Below are 15,677 nucleotides of genomic sequence, written 5' to 3' on the forward strand. Positions count from 1 at the left end.
TGAGCACTCATTCATAACAAGAGGAATAACTATGCAAGCCGGAACACCCAAACTCGCATACCTGCCACTCATGGTGGCCTGCAATCTGGGACTAACATTGCCTGTCTTAGCTCAGGCGCAAGAGGACAATCAGGATGTTGAGGTAATCAGTGTAAAGGGCATCAAAGGTAGTTTGATCCGGGCGATGGATATCAAACGTGAGAGCACCAATGTGGTTGATGCCATCTCTGCTGAGGACATCGGAAAATTTCCTGATCAAAACGTCGCAGAGTCTCTGCAACGTATTACCGGCATATCCATCGATCGCGAGGGTGGAGAAGGACAGTTGGTAACCGTACGCGGAATGGGCCCCGAATTTAACTCTGTTTTACTCAATGGGCGTATCCTGGCAACCGTTGGCGATCCTTCCTCCATGAACTGGGATGGCACACCTGGCGGACGCGCTTTTAGCTTTGATATTTTGCCGACCGAACTGATCAACGGAGCGGAAGTACACAAAACCCAGTCTGCATCGGTACAGGATGGCGCGATTGGCGCCACGATCAACATTACAACAATGCGTCCTTTTGACAACAAAGGGTTCCAGGCTGTTGCAAGTGTAAAGGCCATGTATGACGACATGACCGGCAAGGCGAAACCACAGTTGTCGGGTGTGATAAGCAACACATTTAATGATGATAAATTCGGCGTGCTGCTGTCCTTTGCCAACTACCAACGAGAGAGCCGCTACGAAGAAGCCAACACGGCCTACTATTTCAAAATTACCGATCCACTGGATGGCCAGGACTATGGCCAGGTTTATTTTCCGCGGAACTATGACCAGATAGTGCAAAACGAAGAGCGAGAGCGCAACAGCGGCACACTGGTATTGCAGTACGCTCCGAATGCCAATATGACAATCACTGCCGACTATATGCATTCCAATTATGATGTGAGTGGACGCCAGGATATCTATCCTTCCTGGTTTACCCCGAATAACGTCAGAAACCCGGAGCTGGACGCCAACAATACGCTTATCTACGCGGATTTTGTCGATGTATACGTGGAATCCATGGCCCGCCAGTCCGACGCCTCCAGCACACTGGATGCCTATGGTCTGAATGTCGACTGGCAAGTAAATGACATCTGGCATAGTGAACTGGATATCAGTGGCTCCAAAGCCGAGTCGGATCCCGGCAAGGGATGGTCAGATGTAGTGGTGGGCCGCCCCGGAGAGTTTTCTTATGATCGTCGCCAGGGCCAGCAGGTACCCACCATGACCTTTGATCCGCTCAGGCCAGGTGATTCGCTAACCGCCGGTTGGACCTCACTTCAGGGTACAGAACTGGACGATGACGTCTTCAGTGCGAAATTTGACAACAGCCTGATAGTGGAATTAGGTCCTCTGGTTGAAATCCAGTTCGGCGCCCAATATACCGATCGCACATTGGGCAAGGTTTACGGCGAAACAGAAGGGCCACTACCATGGATATTTGCCGACAACAGCACGCGCATTCCATTACCCGAATCCCTGTTCAGACTGTTTGACGCAGATGGCTTCCTGTCAGGTGCCTCGGGCACACCGGTCAATCAGTGGCCCACTTTTGATACTGACGAGATCATGGCCTATCTGAGCCAGGATGAGGTAATCGCGATGTTGGATGATCCCGAAGCGGCCAGAGCGGTACTGAGCCGCAACGGTTTTGGCCGGGTCCCTGATCAGTCCGCCTACGAAGTTAATGAAGAGGTGATTGCCCTCTACACAGACTTTAACCTTGAGGGCGAATTAAACGGTATGTTCTGGAATATGGTCGCCGGTTTACGCTACGTGGATACCACCAGCACCTCTAGTGGCAAGCAGATTGCACTGCTGGACCTGCAACCTTCCCAGAATGAACCCAACAAAGTATTTGCGGTGTATTCCGATGACTATGTGCCGGTGGAAATTAGTAACAGCTATCAGGATTGGCTACCCAGTCTGAATTCGAATATTAATTTCACCGATGATCTGATTGGTCGCCTGGCCTGGTCCAAGTCCATTACCCGTCCCGAGCTAAACGAAATGAGCCCGCTGACCAGTTATGGTGACGGTCAGATTGACGGGCTGACTGGCTCGGGTAGCAATCCGCTACTTGCCCCTTATACATCCAAGAATCTGGATTTGTCTTTGGAGTGGTACTACGACGAAGGCAGTTATGTGGCACTGGCCTACTTTAACAAAGATATCGACGGTTACCTGGGTACAAGTGTGGTACCCGAAACCCTGGTGCTGCCCAGCGGCAGTTACAACTACGAGATATCCCGCCCTGTAAATGAAAACAACACCGAGGTAGATGGTTACGAGTTTGCCATCCAGCATATGTTCAGCAGCCTGCCGGAACCCTTTGATGGCCTGGGCGTAATTTTCAACCTTACTAAAGTGGACAGCCAGTCCAGCGAGGACAATTTGCCGCTTATTGGCCTGGGAGATTCCCAGAACCTGATCCTGTTTTATGAGAAGGATGGCTTCCAGTTGCGTCTGGCCTACAACAACCGTGCCCGTTTCCTGCAGACCAAACCGGTGACAAGTGGCAGTCGTCAACGTGATGGTCATTATGTGGACGACTATAAGCAGTTGGATATCAGCAGTAGCTACGACCTTGACAGTACCTGGACTGTATTCTTCGAAGGTATCAATCTGACCAATGAACTGACGGTGAAAAGCGCCGAATACGCCAACCAGACTTTGCAGGTAATAGAAACCGGTCCACGCTATGCCCTTGGCGTACGGGCCAAGTTCTAGCCTGATAGGTCGCGCATTGTGGCGCGGCCTTTTCCTTTTTTCTGTACTCAGGGCGCATAAGCGCCCTTTTTAATGGCCGCTTAGTATTGGGGCCAGACCCATTCCTGAAGAGCCAAGTCTTGAAGCGGCTATCCCCGTTTTGTTCAAACAGACCTGTTGCTGCCGGGGAACTGTTGGTCATCTGGACTCAGGGTCAACCTGACGCGAAACATATAGTGCTATTTATAGTATTTATATTGTTAACGTTAAATTTTTGTAATATAAATGAGAGCCGACTAAGGAGAAGATGTCATTTATGTCGCAACCTCGTCAGCCCAGCTTGTTGCAGGCTTTGCTACCTATTATCGCTCTGTTGCTTTTGCTTTTTATGGCGGTGTATTATTTTGGCGACGATTCCTCTTCAGGTCCTAATCAGATTGCCCTGCTATTGTGCGCGGGGGTGGTGACGCTGATTGGTCAGCACAACGGCTATGGCCGTGAGCAGATCGAACAGGCTATCGTCAGGGGGATCAGCCTGACACTTGGGGCGATACTGATTCTCTTGGCTGTAGGATCACTGATCGGTACCTGGCTGCTGTCCGGTACCGTGCCGACTATGGTTTTCTATGGCTTAACGCTGCTGAATCCTGACTACTTTTACCTTAGCTGTTCCATTATCTGTGCGATTGTTGCCTTAAGTATCGGCAGCAGTTGGACCGTGGCCGCTACCATCGGAGTGGCGTTGATGGGCGTAGCAAGCGGCTTGGGCTTGTCTGAGGTGATTTGTGCGGGGGCTATTGTCAGCGGCGCATATTTTGGCGACAAGCTTTCTCCTTTGTCCGATACCACCAACCTGGCTCCGGCTGTAGCCGGAGCCGACCTGTTCACCCACATCCGTTTTATGTTGTATAGCACCTTGCCCAGCTATGCCCTGACCCTGGTGCTGTTTCTGAGCCTTGGTTTACAGGACAGACAGGACGGACAGCCCACACAACTGGAGGCTTTGCTAAATAGTTTGTCAGGCCAGTTCCACATCGCCTGGTATCTGCTTTTACCTTTAGCCATCACGCTGTTTCTGGCCTTTCGCAAGATGCCCGCCTTTCCAGCCATCGGTATAGGCGCGGTGTCTGGTGCTATCATGGCGGTGCTTTTTCAACAGGATTTTATCCAGGCTCAGGCTGCCCCCGACCTTGGTAAGCTGGGGGGAACCATCACTGTGGTATGGCAAGCTATGTTTGCCGGTGTCAGTCTGGATACGCCGGATCCGCTGTTAAAGGATCTGCTTAGTGGCGGCGGTATGGGCTCTATGCTGAACACCATCTGGCTGATCATCTCTGCGATGACCTTCGGTTCAGTGATGGAAGCCACTGGCTTGCTACAGCGGATCGTTGAAACGCTCCTAAAAATGGCAAAGTCAGCATCGGGACTGGTTATTACCACTATCGGTACTGCCTTTGGTACGAACTTAGTTGCGGCTGACCAGTACATTGCTATTGTGATGCCTGGCCGCATGTTTAAACCCGAATACGATAAACGCAATCTAACCCCTGAAAACCTGTCCCGTGCAGTGGAAGATGGGGGCACCTGTACCTCAGCACTCATCCCCTGGAATACCTGTGGTGCCTATATGCAATCAGTACTGCTGGTAAATCCGCTAGACTATGCAGTATATGCCTTCTTTAACTGGCTTACTCCGCTGATGGGAATTTTGCTGGCGTTGCTCGGAGTAAAGCGAACATATGCCTCGGTCTCAAATCTTGAAAACAATTCCAAAGGTCAGGCTGTTGAGAATGGCAGGTAGTTACAAGACCTAATCTCGGGTTCTTATTCGACCTTGCCCAAGAAACTAAGGTTTTTATCACGAAGTTCGTCGGCAAGTAACTAAGGTATTTACGGGAAAGGCCAGCACCTACCCAAACCGATAGCACAGCTTATAAACAGCATTAGTATTTATTGCTGGTGCGGCAGGTCGTTCCTTTTTAGGATGGCGCTTGTTGCCAAAAGGGAGTCTGCCAATGTCGTTCCGTGATCTGTTGCTTGCGCTGGGAGTGGTGACTATCTGGGGGCTTAACTTTTCGGTGATTAAGTTCGGCCTGCAGGAGCTGCCGCCCCTACTGTTTTCCGCCCTGCGTTTTGCGGTGGCGGCCATTCCGGCGGTATTTTTTATCCCCCGTCCCAAGACCTCCTGGTGGAATATTCTCGGCGTCGGCCTGTTTCTGGGTGTGCTGAAGTTCGGCCTGGTCTTTATGGCCATGGAATCGGATATTTCCGCCGGTCTGGCCTCTTTGCTGCTACAGGCCCAGGTATTTTTTACCATTTTGCTGAGTATGGTGCTGCTGGGTGAAACTATCGGTCGACACCAGACGGCCGGAATTTTGGTGGCCCTGGCGGGCTTTGCGGTGTTTGTATTTACCGCCACCGGCGGGGTGACCCCATTGGGGCTTGGCATGATCCTGCTGGCCGGCCTGTTCTGGGCCTTTGCCAACCTGATTACCAAGCGGGTGAAGGGCGTCAATGCCCTGCACTTTTTGATCTGGGTGTGCCTGGTGCCGCCCCTGCCCTTGCTGGGGCTGTCATTGTGGCTGGAAACTCCCGATCCGCTGACGCTGCTGGCCAATGCCTCGCTGGATGCCTGGTTGTCTCTGGCGTTTGTCAGCTATGTCTCCACCCTGATGGCCTTTGCCTGGTGGGGCGGCCTGCTGCTGCGGTATCCGGCGGCCACGGTTACACCCTTTGCCCTGCTGGTACCGGTGGTGGGAATCGCCTCTTCAGCCTGGTTACTCGGCGAGCAGTTGCAAAGGCACGAGCTGTTCGGCGCCATCGCCATTATGACCGGCCTGGTGCTGTGCGTATTCGGTAGAAAACTGCCGGGTCTTCGCCCCGCAGTGCAGTTGCCCTAGCAGTATCCTACTCTGGTTACTCCCGGGCAAATACCCGGCGAAAGGCCTCGAGTGCAGCAGGATGGTAAACGCTCAGATGGGTTTCATCAGGAAACTCCGTGAACGATGCATCAATACCGGGTGCTTGCTTTAATGTTGCGGCAAGGTCTCGGGTTGGCTCAACTATGCCCGGTTGGCGGCTGGCTGCCAAATGAACCCGAATGGGCTGTGTTAGGTTTTGCTTGATCAGTTCAGGGGCCTTTTCAACCAGATGACCGGTGTTCCACCAAAGGCTCGGGTCTACTGCAATATAGGTGTTGAACAGGTCCGGCTCCTGCAAAAGGGTTTCAACCACAAATAAGCCGGCCAGCGACTCTCCGACAATGGCGCTCTCCCCAGAGGTACGGTAATGACTGTTAACCGCTGGCATCAACTCGTTGCGGATAAACTTTCTGAAATCGGCTGACTTGCCGACCAAAGGCGAGATCTTCTTGTCCTCTTCATTGGTGGTGGGACCGGTTAAATCCCGTTTCCTGTCAGTATTTTCTATGCCAACCAGAATAAAGGGGCGGGTGGTCCAATTCAGCGAGCCTATCTGCACCAGGCCGGCTATGTGCAGAAAGTCCTCCTTCAAGCCACCATCCGGCATATATAAAACCGGAAAGGCCTGCTCGGTCTGCTCAAGATAGGCTTGGGGAAAGTACAGGTTGATGCGCCTTGGCTCAGACAGTACCTGAGACTGCAGAATAAAACTCTGGCCTACGTTCAGCGGTTCGACGGGCAATTCACCGCGGGCGACCTGAGCCGAAGACGGCAAAACACAGCAGCCAAAAGTGACAATCACCAAAAGCGGTAAGTAACGAGCATTGAGCATCATGTTTTCTGTCCTTGTAAGCTGTTTGCAAGTTAAGAGTGCAAAGGAATTGTTTAAGGGTACACGTCCTGGCTGTATGGCTGTGACAGCGGATCGGGTAGGCGTATCCAGGAATTTTGACTAACGCTTTGAAACCCAAAAAAACAATCCGAATACACAAAACCAATTTGAAAACCAAGGCCACCAATTGTATCTTACCAATTGACAAAACCTAAATTACCAATTCAAGCTTTGGAGCATGAAAAGTTGTCATAGCTCAGCGAATAATCAGACTTTTGCGCAGGTTAAAGGATTCAAGCTACAATCGGCGCAAGGACATATATTACTCATGACAAGATACTGAGGGATACCCATCATGAAGAAACGCAGGCGTTTCTGGACAGTTGTTGAGAAGTTGGAAGCTTTGATTGATAAGGGCGTTTACCCGGCTGGCAGCCGTCTACCGGCGGAAAGGGAGCTTGCCGAAACTTACGATGTCAGCCGGCCAACCATACGTGAAGCCATCATAGCGCTGGAAGTCAGAGAAAGAGTGGAAGTAAAGACGGGGTCAGGGGTCTATGTCACCGACTCTGAGAATTCAGACCGTGCGCTAAAATCAATCAGTGCATTTGAGCTCACCCAGGCCCGGGCATTAGTGGAGGCCGAGGCGGCCGCTTTAGCCGCAGCCACCATACGTGACACAGAGCTGGCCTCCCTCAAACAGGCGCTGGATGATATGGCATCTCCAGAAAAAGCGGACGCGGCTGATCAAAGGTTCCATGAGATTATTTCTCAGGCAACACGCAACAATGCGATAGTTCTGTCCATAAAGAATCTGTGGAAAGTCAGACGGACTGAGCCTGAGGTGATAGCAGCGTATCAGGATGTTTGTTCTCAGAGCGTCGAGCAGCGAATCAAAGAGCATACCGCTATATATGAGGCCATTGCCAAGCGCGACTCATCCGCCGCACGCAAAGCCATGCACAATCACTTTAATCGTCTGATTAACGCACTGTTTGAGGCCAGCGAGGCGAAGGCCCTGGAAGAGATCAAGCGCAAAACGGACGAGACCCGGGGTCTTTATTCCATCTCCCACTTGACTCAGTAAGGTGTGTCCCTGAGCCACGGCACCTTCTATTTGCATAAAAAGCAGGCCCACCGGAGCCTGCTTTTTTTGTTGGAAAAGCAAAAAAGCAAGCCATGCGCTTGCTTCTTCTCTTTGAGGCTCCCCGGGGTGGAGGGAGCCGGCAATCTCTTATCGCCGGCTTCCGGAGTTGGTATCAGAACCTGTAGCTGGCACCGAAGGTAATACGGCGATCCGTTAAGCCTTGGAAGCAAAGCAAGGCCCCTTCGTTGACACAAGACTGCCGAACATCTGATTCGGTCAGGTTAACCGCTTCAATACCAACATTCAGATGATCATTTACGTCATAGCTGACACTGGCATTAAGCTGTCCCCTGTCCTCTTGAACCACCGGAAAGCCCCAGGGAAAGCTTGACGTGCTGCCAAAATCAGTGGAGCGGTATGCTTCACGCCAGGTGTAGCGGGCTCTGGCTGACAAGCCATATTTTTCGTAGTAGAGGGTGAAGTTATAGGCGTTCTCAGACAAATCGATCAGTGACTGTCTGGCTGTCACTTCAATATCATCAATACCAGTGGTCAGGGCAAAGACGGCGTTTGCGCGGCTAGTGGCGCTATCCACCGCCTCACCACCAGAGAACTCCTGTTTAGTGTAGTTGGCGATCACCCCAAAGCCGGACGCCCAACCCAGTTCATCCTCAAAATCCGAAAGATCATATTGAACTGCCACCTCAATCCCTTTCTGAGTCGTTTCGCCGGTGTCGTTAATGGTTGTTGAAGTGGGCACACAGACTCCCACCCCTGGGTTCGGGCCAAACACATTAATATCGGCAATCGGGTTGAAGATACCGCCTTGCTCACAAACCGGGCCGGTTATATCGCGGTATCCAGTAGCAGGATCTTCATAGGGATCTATTTGACGCATTACGTGCAGGTCTTTGCGTTTCTTGTGGAAGATACCCACGCTAAACACGCTGGCCGGTGCAAAGTACCACTCAACCGCCAAGTCAAAGGAGGTTACCTCCTCGGGCTCCAATCCCGGGTTGCCTATCGCCACCGCAGGGTTGGGGCTGGTTGAGAAAGATACCGAGGTGGACAGGTCATCAAAATTAGGTCGTCTGATATCCTTTGACCAGGCACCACGAGCGATGACATCGTCACTAAGATTCGCAACAAGATTTAACCTCGGCAACAAAAAATCATAGTCGGCAGTGGTTACCACCTGCGTAACCAGTTCGTTTCCGTCGTCATCCTCGGTAACTGAGTTACCCAACGAATTCACTTCGGTTTCCAGATACCTTAGTCCCACATTGCCTCGAAAGATCCCAGCTTCAAAATTCGCCTGCGCATAAAGGGCATCTGTTTTTTCTTCGATATCAAAAAACGCATTAACTTGAGAGGTAGGCGAGCTGATAGGCGCCCTGTTAGACCCTGTGATGGCATTATTAGCCTCAATGGCCGCATTCAGTGCAGCGATAACCGCATCCGGATCAGAGGCAACAAGCTCTGGGTTGATAACCAGAAAGTCACGCACATAGAGGGATCGGCCATCAGCATCATTAAAATTATCAGGCCCGGCGGTGAGGATATCTGCGAACAGGTTTCCTCTGGGACTGTCAGCCAATCGCCTTAACCCTACGTTCGATGTAATGCGGTCAGAGAGACTCGATGCTTTGCTATAACGGTAACCGAAATCAAGTGTGGTAAAAGCAGACCAGTAAAAGTCGTAGCTAAGGTCAACGCGAAAGGCATCTTCGGCGTTTTCAGTAACGTTTCTGCCTATTGCGATATCTCGCAATACCACATTGGCAGGATCAAGCAGTTGCGCCGGGGTTGGGGCATTTTGTTCGTCAAAGGCAATGCCAAACGCCAGCGAACCGCCGGTTAAGTCATACGCAAACGGCGTTCCGTTTTCATTTGACGAATTGAGGGCCGCGTTCGGATTAATAAAGTTTAGTGTGGTATTGACACTGGGAGTGGTGGAGTCAGACCTGGAAGTTGAAGCTTCAGCCCGCACGGAAAGGCGTTCACCTTGCCACTCTCCGCCCAGCCTGAAAATTTCGCTCTTGGTCAGACGTGAATTGGTATCGCTTGAAAAACGCAGGTTAGGATCCGCCCCTCCCTCTTCGACGGGAATAACGCCCCGAAGTGCCGCCTGAATGCTGCCGAGATCAACCCCATCCAGTGAACCAAAATCGACTGTTTCGAAGGCCGTTGGCACTGAAACATCAATCAGATCACTTACGCCTGAGGCCTGTACCCTTGAGCTCTCTTCTCTTCGCTCCTGATCATTGACGATGGCATCAAAAAACAGCTTGGTGTCCTGATTAGGCGCCCACTCGAGCGTACCGGCGAAGTTGACCGTTTCGTATTCGTAGTTATCGTAGTCCTGGTTGAGGAACTGTATTGGCAGGAAGTGAAATGCCTGGGCGCTGGCTGCGCCACTATCGGAGGCCACTGAGTTATCACGGTCTACCCGGGGCCGGAAAGCCGTTACGTCCTGTTCCGCATAACTGGCGCTGACCACAACACCAAATCGACCATTATCGGTATCCCAGTTGTCACCCCATGCACCCGACACTCTCGGGGTAATACCGTCAGTGGAGAGGCTGCTATGCTCCCCCTGAACTCTCACAGAGGCCAACGTGTCGCTCAGAGAGAGTGGCCGAATCGTTCTTAAATTAATCGTCCCCCCAACCGAACCCTCAATTGTCTTAGCTTGTGGGGCTTTTATCACTTCCACAGCAGAGATAATGGCAGCCGAGACATCTTCAAACGCAATGCCACTGCGACCGGAACCAGAGCCGACGGTTGAAACGCCGTTTATTTCAGTGCGGTTAGCATTGGTACCCCGGATTTGTACACCTGTGCCGACACCAGCCTCCCGGGTTATCTGCACACCCGTTACGTTTTCCAGTACTTCCGCGAGGTTCTGGTCAGGAAGCTTGCCGATATCGACTGCCTGAATAACTTCGATCAGATTAGGTGCATTTCGTTCTTCTGCCAGGGCACTTGTTAATGAGCCTCTGATCCCGGATACCTCGATGACCTCCACATCATTCGGTTCTGGCTGCTGGGCGCTGGCAGTAGATGCGATGCCCAGCGCTGTTGTAGACAGTATCGCCAAGGTGATTTTGGATAGTGTGTGTCCCATTATCATTTCCTGTTCATGTTTAAACCAAGATCAAACTCTTCTGCCACGACTGCGACGTGAATCTAATAACCTGTTTGAATGCCAACGTTCGGAGAATGAACGACAAACGGCACTTACAAATCACTTACGTTATATTTACAACATGACAGACATTCGGTCAACACTTTGGTTTACCATTTGGCCAACTTATTGTTATTACCAATATCATGAAGATATCAGATAACCATATGGCAACACAGGAATAATCCATTACAAACAATTAGTTATGTCATAAAAAGGGACGAAAAAAGGAATCTGAGAAGTCCGGGTCAGCGGTAAAGCAGGATGGCGACGGCGTCGTGACCCGGTGCATTGATTGAGAGTCTTGCGTTTTTCTCACCCCGTCTTTCAGCGCGATATACGCGTGATGCGAGCCGTTTCAGAGGCCTGAGACTAGCTGCGGCTTCAATGCCTCATTCATCTGATGCACGCCGAATGCTTAAACCATCCGGCCGGACCAACACAAAGTGCCAGAAATTGAATTTGGTAAACTTGTTTGGATTACCAATCTGCTCTAATGTTGTTCTAATATTGTTACCAGTTTGTTATTTGAACTATGGAGTAGCTGGTTAAGCAATATACATAGGAGTCCGAGCTTCACAGACAACAAAAACAAACATAGAGGAAAGCAAGATGCATAAACTAAACAGATTTTCGCTTAGCTGTTGTGCTGCCGGTGTATTGCTGGCTGTCACCACATCAGCTCACGCAGTCAGCGTCCCGATTAACAACCCCGGGTTTGAATCCGGCTGGGACGACTGGACTGACACTGATCCATCGGCTATTTCTGGCGAATCCTATTCTGGCAACAGCTCTGCAAAAATCACGGGCTCCGCAGGAAGGGTAGAGCAAACAGTGTCTGTCGACGCCAACACCGACTACAGATTATCAGTCTACGTTAAAGGCTCTGGCAAGATTGGGGCAATGGTCAGTGGAACTGAGCATAGCACCACTGGCGGTGGCAGTTCTTTTGAGGAGGTGGCTGTGGAGTTTAACTCCGGCTCTGCGACCTCTGTCACACTGTTCGCAGCTTACGACGGAGCGGAAGGACGTGTTGATGACTTTTTTCTGGAAACGACTGATGGCGGCGTCGATCCTGATCCTCCTGTTGGAAATGTAGATTGCACTGGTGTCAGTGACCTGGCAATAAGCAGCGCATCTGACGATGGCACAAACGATGGCCATGTCCCAGCCAATACCATTGACGGGGACCTGGCTGATTCGTCCCGTTGGTCCTCAGACGGCAACGGTAAGTGGATTAGTTATGATCTGGGTCAGTTGTCGAAAGTGAATGAAATCCAGGCTCTCTGGTACAAAGGAGATAGTCGCAGTGCGTACTTCGATATCGATACCTCCGCAGATAACACTAACTGGACATCTGTACTTGTTAACGGGCAGTCCAGTGGTTCCAGCTCCAGTTATGAGACGCACGCTTTGCTGGAGTCCGAGGCCCGCTACGTGCGTATTACCGGTTACGGCAACAGCTCCAATACCTGGAATAGTATTATTGAAACCAAGATCGGCGGCTGCACAGAAGGTTCAACGGATCCCGAACCACCAGCTCCCGGTAGTCTCGATCCCAACCTTCCGCCTTCAGGAAACTTTGATTTGTTGGATTGGAGCCTGGGCGTACCGGTTGACAACAATAATGACGGCAAATCTGACACTATCAAAGATATTGAGCTGTCTGGCGGCTATGAACATAGCGACTGGTTCTACACTGGAAGCGACGGAGGGATGGTGTTTAAAGCGCCCATAGATGCCCCTAAAACCTCTACCAACACCAGCTACACCCGGTCGGAATTAAGGGAAATGCTGCGTCGCGGCGATACCAGCATAAGCACCCAGGGAATTAATGATAACAATTGGGTATTTTCCAGTTATTCCTCTTCGGATAAGAGTGCTGCCGGCGGTATCGACGGCGAATTAAACGCCACATTGAAGGTTGACCACGTCACCACAACCGGTGATACCAGTCAAAGAGGCCGGGTTATCATCGGGCAAATACATGCTAAAAATGATGAGCCTGCCCGCCTTTATTACCGCCTGCTGCCCGGCCACAGCAAGGGCTCTGTCTACCTCGCTCATGAGCCAGGTAACGGCAACAGCGAACAGTGGTATAACATGATAGGTGACCGCTCAAGCTCCGCATCAGAACCTGCCGACGGTATTGCCTTGGGTGAAATCTTTAGTTATTCAATCAAGGTGGTCGCCAACCAATTAACTGTGACTATATATCGGGACGGTAAGGCAGATGTAGTGCAGAGCGTGGATATGAGTAACAGTGGTTATCACGATGGCACCGATCAATACATGTACTTTAAAGCCGGCGTCTACAACCAGAACAATACGGGTGATGGCAATGACTATGTTCAGGCTACCTTCTACAGTCTGAGTAAAACCCATGACGGTTACAGTTACTAGTTCAGGACGCGTCTGACCAGCTAAAACCGGACAGCATTGCCAGTGGCCAGGACCTGCCACACAATGGTGGACGTAGAAGGTGTAAAGACATCGGTGTAAGTGGCATTCTCAACTGTAGGAAACAACTGAGAATGCCAGTAACGGACCAACTTCTCGCTCAATTGGTGAGGCTGAAAAGATTAACTGATAGAAAATGGATTGGGACAGAAAAGCGCTTAGCTCAAACCTAATCTGACATCGACGCCGCAAAATTGGCAAGTGTCAGATCAGGTCAGGGCTAATACAAATTACCCAGCTTTATTGCTTATTCACTCTGAGGTTGAAGGGTGCTGCGGGCAGGCCTTCAATACCATACAAATTGACGATGGGCATGTCTTGCCAGGCATACTTGATATGGGTGATATTTTTTGCTGCAGATGGAATCTGCACTACATTATCCTTCACTCTCCCCGAACGAAATTCACAAGCTTCGTTTACTGTACAAATCTGAAACCCTATGGCGACATCTGCCCCCATGGCCTTCAATTTCACCTCACTTGGGTACTTCACTATGAGCGATTCACCTTTTCTATCCACAGATACAGGATAGGGAGAGGAGGGTAACGACTTATCGTAGGCCAGTTTCAATGCTTCAATTGCCATCCGCTTTCCCGGCTCCTGCTTGTGTGACGGATGTGGATCATCATTCATACCTCTGTCAATCAACACGGCCAGGCCTACATGGGGATCTTGCTCGGCAGCCTTGTATTGCGCTTCTCGAAGCTCAGCCCAGCGGGAAAAGCCCGCTCGGTCCGAATAGTTGCCGAACCCGGGTAGTTGCGCGATAACAAACGGAAGCTCATTATCCTGGAATTGCGCCCTCCAGTTTTGGATTAAGGTTGGAAGCAACTTTTCATAGCGTTGTGCATAGCCCGTATTGCTCTCCCCTTGATACCAGACCACCCCTTTTAATGTGATATTACCCAGAGGACTTATCATTCCGTTGTAAAGAGTGGTGTAACCTCGCGGTGCCATCCAAGGTACAATGGGAGGCGGGGCTATGCTTTTCGCACTCGCCGATATTTTGTAATGCCATTGACCACGCAGCGAAGTAAGCTCTTGTCCTGGAGCAAAAATACCGAATCTGTTGGGATAGTCTGAAAAACCTCCAGAGCCTCTTTCATCAATAACTCTGATGACTATGGTATTTTCCCCCGCTTGAAGGGAGCCTGAGGGAAGTAAATACTCACGCTGAAGATTAGGTTCGAAAGTCTGACCGATCAATTGGCCATTTATCCAAACTGTATCCCTTTCATTAATTCTGCCCAGACGAAGCACCGCAGGCTTTTCAGTATCCTTGGCGGAGATTGTGAAAGTTCTTCTAAACCAAATCACCCCGTTGAAATTTGCTAACTCCTTTATAGTGGTTCTCTCCCAAACTGCGGGCAGGGAAATGGCAGACCAAGAACGACTTTCCTTGTGATCGGGTTGATACCATTCGGCACGAATCCCCTTATCATTCTCATCGGCCCACTTTTCTGTCGCCTGTACCAGGTTGGCAATAGCTGTTTCAGGTTCAGCGGCGTATAAACTGAGCGTATCCAGTACTTCGTCATCTTCACCAGCTGCAGCAAGATAAGTATGGCTAATCCAATCCTCTATCGTCGTTCCCCCCCAAGAAGAGTGCACCAGACCCAGAGGCCTTTCTGTAGCTTGATAGATTGTTTTAGCAAATTCCCAGCACACTGATGAGAAATTGGGCAAGCTTTTAATCGAGGCCTGGGACCATGGGATGGCTTGCTTAAGCGTCTTTTCGGCATGGACAGTCGAATTCCGGGCAACTTCCATGATCCTTATCGGGTACTCTTCGCCTTGTTTAGCCGTTCTCTCAGGATTAGCTGCTTTTCTGACTTTCAAGCCCATATTTGATTGACCGCTGCATAGCCACACGTCACCAAACAGCACATCGTTGAGTGTGGACTTTATCTGGCCGTCTTGGAGTAACTCTATCTTTTCTCTGGTACCAGCCAACTGAACGGGAAGCTGCAATTGCCAGTCGCCTGAGGGTGGGACCACAATCGTTTCATTAAAGGTACTCATACGTACCTCCAGGTTCGAATCTGGTGGGGCGACTCCCCACACAGTGGCGGGCTTATCGGCCTGTAACACCATACTATCCCCAAACACGTCACCAAACTTAACCTGCGCTTCTTTGGCATTAACCCCTGGGACGGCCAAGACCATAAGTAGGAGTGAGAACAATAGGCCTCTTATGGGTTTCCTAGTTTGTCGTTTACTTTTCAAATCCAAACTCCTTAGAAAGATGAGTCACACAATTGGTTAACCAATAATCCTTGCGTACAAGATCAACCATACCATCCCCTCTACCCGACAGATAGAGCCATTTCTCATCATGAAAGCCCTGCCCACACTTCAGTGCTGCAGCATGATGAAAGAAAGGAAAGCATAACCACACTCAAACAATGATATTACCAATGACAAAACATTGGACAATTTTATTGTTGACA

General features: G+C 50.5%; 8 protein-coding genes. 5 read left to right on the top strand and 3 right to left on the bottom strand.

The window, feature by feature from the left end; genetic code table 11:
• Positions 1–31: 31 nt before the first annotated feature.
• From J0A66_RS18070 to J0A66_RS18080, 3 genes are all read left to right on the top strand, one after another.
• Positions 32–2,761, top strand: a complete 2,730-nt coding sequence (locus J0A66_RS18070) for a TonB-dependent receptor (RefSeq protein ID WP_206575256.1) — start codon at positions 32–34, stop codon at positions 2,759–2,761.
• Positions 2,762–3,056: 295 nt separating this feature from the next.
• Positions 3,057–4,541: a Na+/H+ antiporter NhaC gene (gene nhaC / locus J0A66_RS18075; protein ID WP_206575257.1), complete on the top strand. Its 1,485-nt coding sequence runs from the start codon at positions 3,057–3,059 to the stop codon at positions 4,539–4,541.
• Positions 4,542–4,755: 214 nt separating this feature from the next.
• The gene (locus tag J0A66_RS18080; RefSeq protein ID WP_206575258.1) at positions 4,756–5,640 is read left to right on the top strand and encodes an EamA family transporter; all 885 of its coding nucleotides are present in this window, start codon (positions 4,756–4,758) and stop codon (positions 5,638–5,640) included.
• A 16-nt stretch (positions 5,641–5,656) separates the two neighbouring features.
• Here the strand turns inward: J0A66_RS18080 and J0A66_RS18085 are convergent, their stop codons facing one another.
• On the bottom strand, positions 5,657–6,496 hold the full coding sequence (locus tag J0A66_RS18085; RefSeq protein WP_206575259.1) for an alpha/beta hydrolase: 840 nt from the start codon (positions 6,494–6,496) through the stop codon (positions 5,657–5,659).
• A gap of 352 nt (positions 6,497–6,848) precedes the next feature.
• On the opposite strand from J0A66_RS18085, the gene J0A66_RS18090 reads away from it, so the two are divergent.
• The gene (locus J0A66_RS18090) at positions 6,849–7,580 is read left to right on the top strand and encodes a FadR/GntR family transcriptional regulator (protein WP_206575260.1); all 732 of its coding nucleotides are present in this window, start codon (positions 6,849–6,851) and stop codon (positions 7,578–7,580) included.
• Positions 7,581–7,752: 172 nt separating this feature from the next.
• On the opposite strand, the gene J0A66_RS18095 is transcribed toward J0A66_RS18090, so the two are convergent.
• Positions 7,753–10,707, bottom strand: coding sequence for a TonB-dependent receptor (locus J0A66_RS18095; RefSeq protein ID WP_206575261.1), 2,955 nt, complete (start codon positions 10,705–10,707; stop codon positions 7,753–7,755).
• A 672-nt stretch (positions 10,708–11,379) separates the two neighbouring features.
• On the opposite strand from J0A66_RS18095, the gene J0A66_RS18100 reads away from it, so the two are divergent.
• A complete protein-coding gene (locus J0A66_RS18100) occupies positions 11,380–13,170 on the top strand; it encodes a polysaccharide lyase family 7 protein (protein WP_206575262.1) in 1,791 nt (596 codons plus the stop codon).
• 297 nt (positions 13,171–13,467) lie between these two features.
• Here J0A66_RS18100 and J0A66_RS18105 read toward each other — a convergent pair whose 3' ends face one another.
• On the bottom strand, positions 13,468–15,249 hold the full coding sequence (locus tag J0A66_RS18105; protein ID WP_206575263.1) for a sialate O-acetylesterase: 1,782 nt from the start codon (positions 15,247–15,249) through the stop codon (positions 13,468–13,470).
• Positions 15,250–15,677 lie beyond the last annotated feature (428 nt).

Origin of the sequence: Bowmanella dokdonensis, from assembly GCF_017254865.1 — a bacterium.
Taxonomy (GTDB): Bacteria; Pseudomonadota; Gammaproteobacteria; order Enterobacterales; family Alteromonadaceae; genus Bowmanella; species Bowmanella dokdonensis.

Bases quoted from the DNA above. Each gene is read 5' to 3' on its own strand.
- J0A66_RS18070 (WP_206575256.1), top strand. From the start codon at position 32: ATGCAAGCCGGAACACCCAAACTCGCATACCTGCCACTCATGGTGGCC.
- nhaC (WP_206575257.1), top strand. From the start codon at position 3,057: ATGTCGCAACCTCGTCAGCCCAGCTTGTTGCAGGCTTTGCTACCTATT.
- J0A66_RS18080 (WP_206575258.1), top strand. From the start codon at position 4,756: ATGTCGTTCCGTGATCTGTTGCTTGCGCTGGGAGTGGTGACTATCTGG.
- J0A66_RS18085 (WP_206575259.1), bottom strand. From the start codon at position 6,496: ATGATGCTCAATGCTCGTTACTTACCGCTTTTGGTGATTGTCACTTTT.
- J0A66_RS18090 (WP_206575260.1), top strand. From the start codon at position 6,849: ATGAAGAAACGCAGGCGTTTCTGGACAGTTGTTGAGAAGTTGGAAGCT.
- J0A66_RS18095 (WP_206575261.1), bottom strand. From the start codon at position 10,707: ATGGGACACACACTATCCAAAATCACCTTGGCGATACTGTCTACAACA.
- J0A66_RS18100 (WP_206575262.1), top strand. From the start codon at position 11,380: ATGCATAAACTAAACAGATTTTCGCTTAGCTGTTGTGCTGCCGGTGTA.
- J0A66_RS18105 (WP_206575263.1), bottom strand. From the start codon at position 15,249: ATGAGTACCTTTAATGAAACGATTGTGGTCCCACCCTCAGGCGACTGG.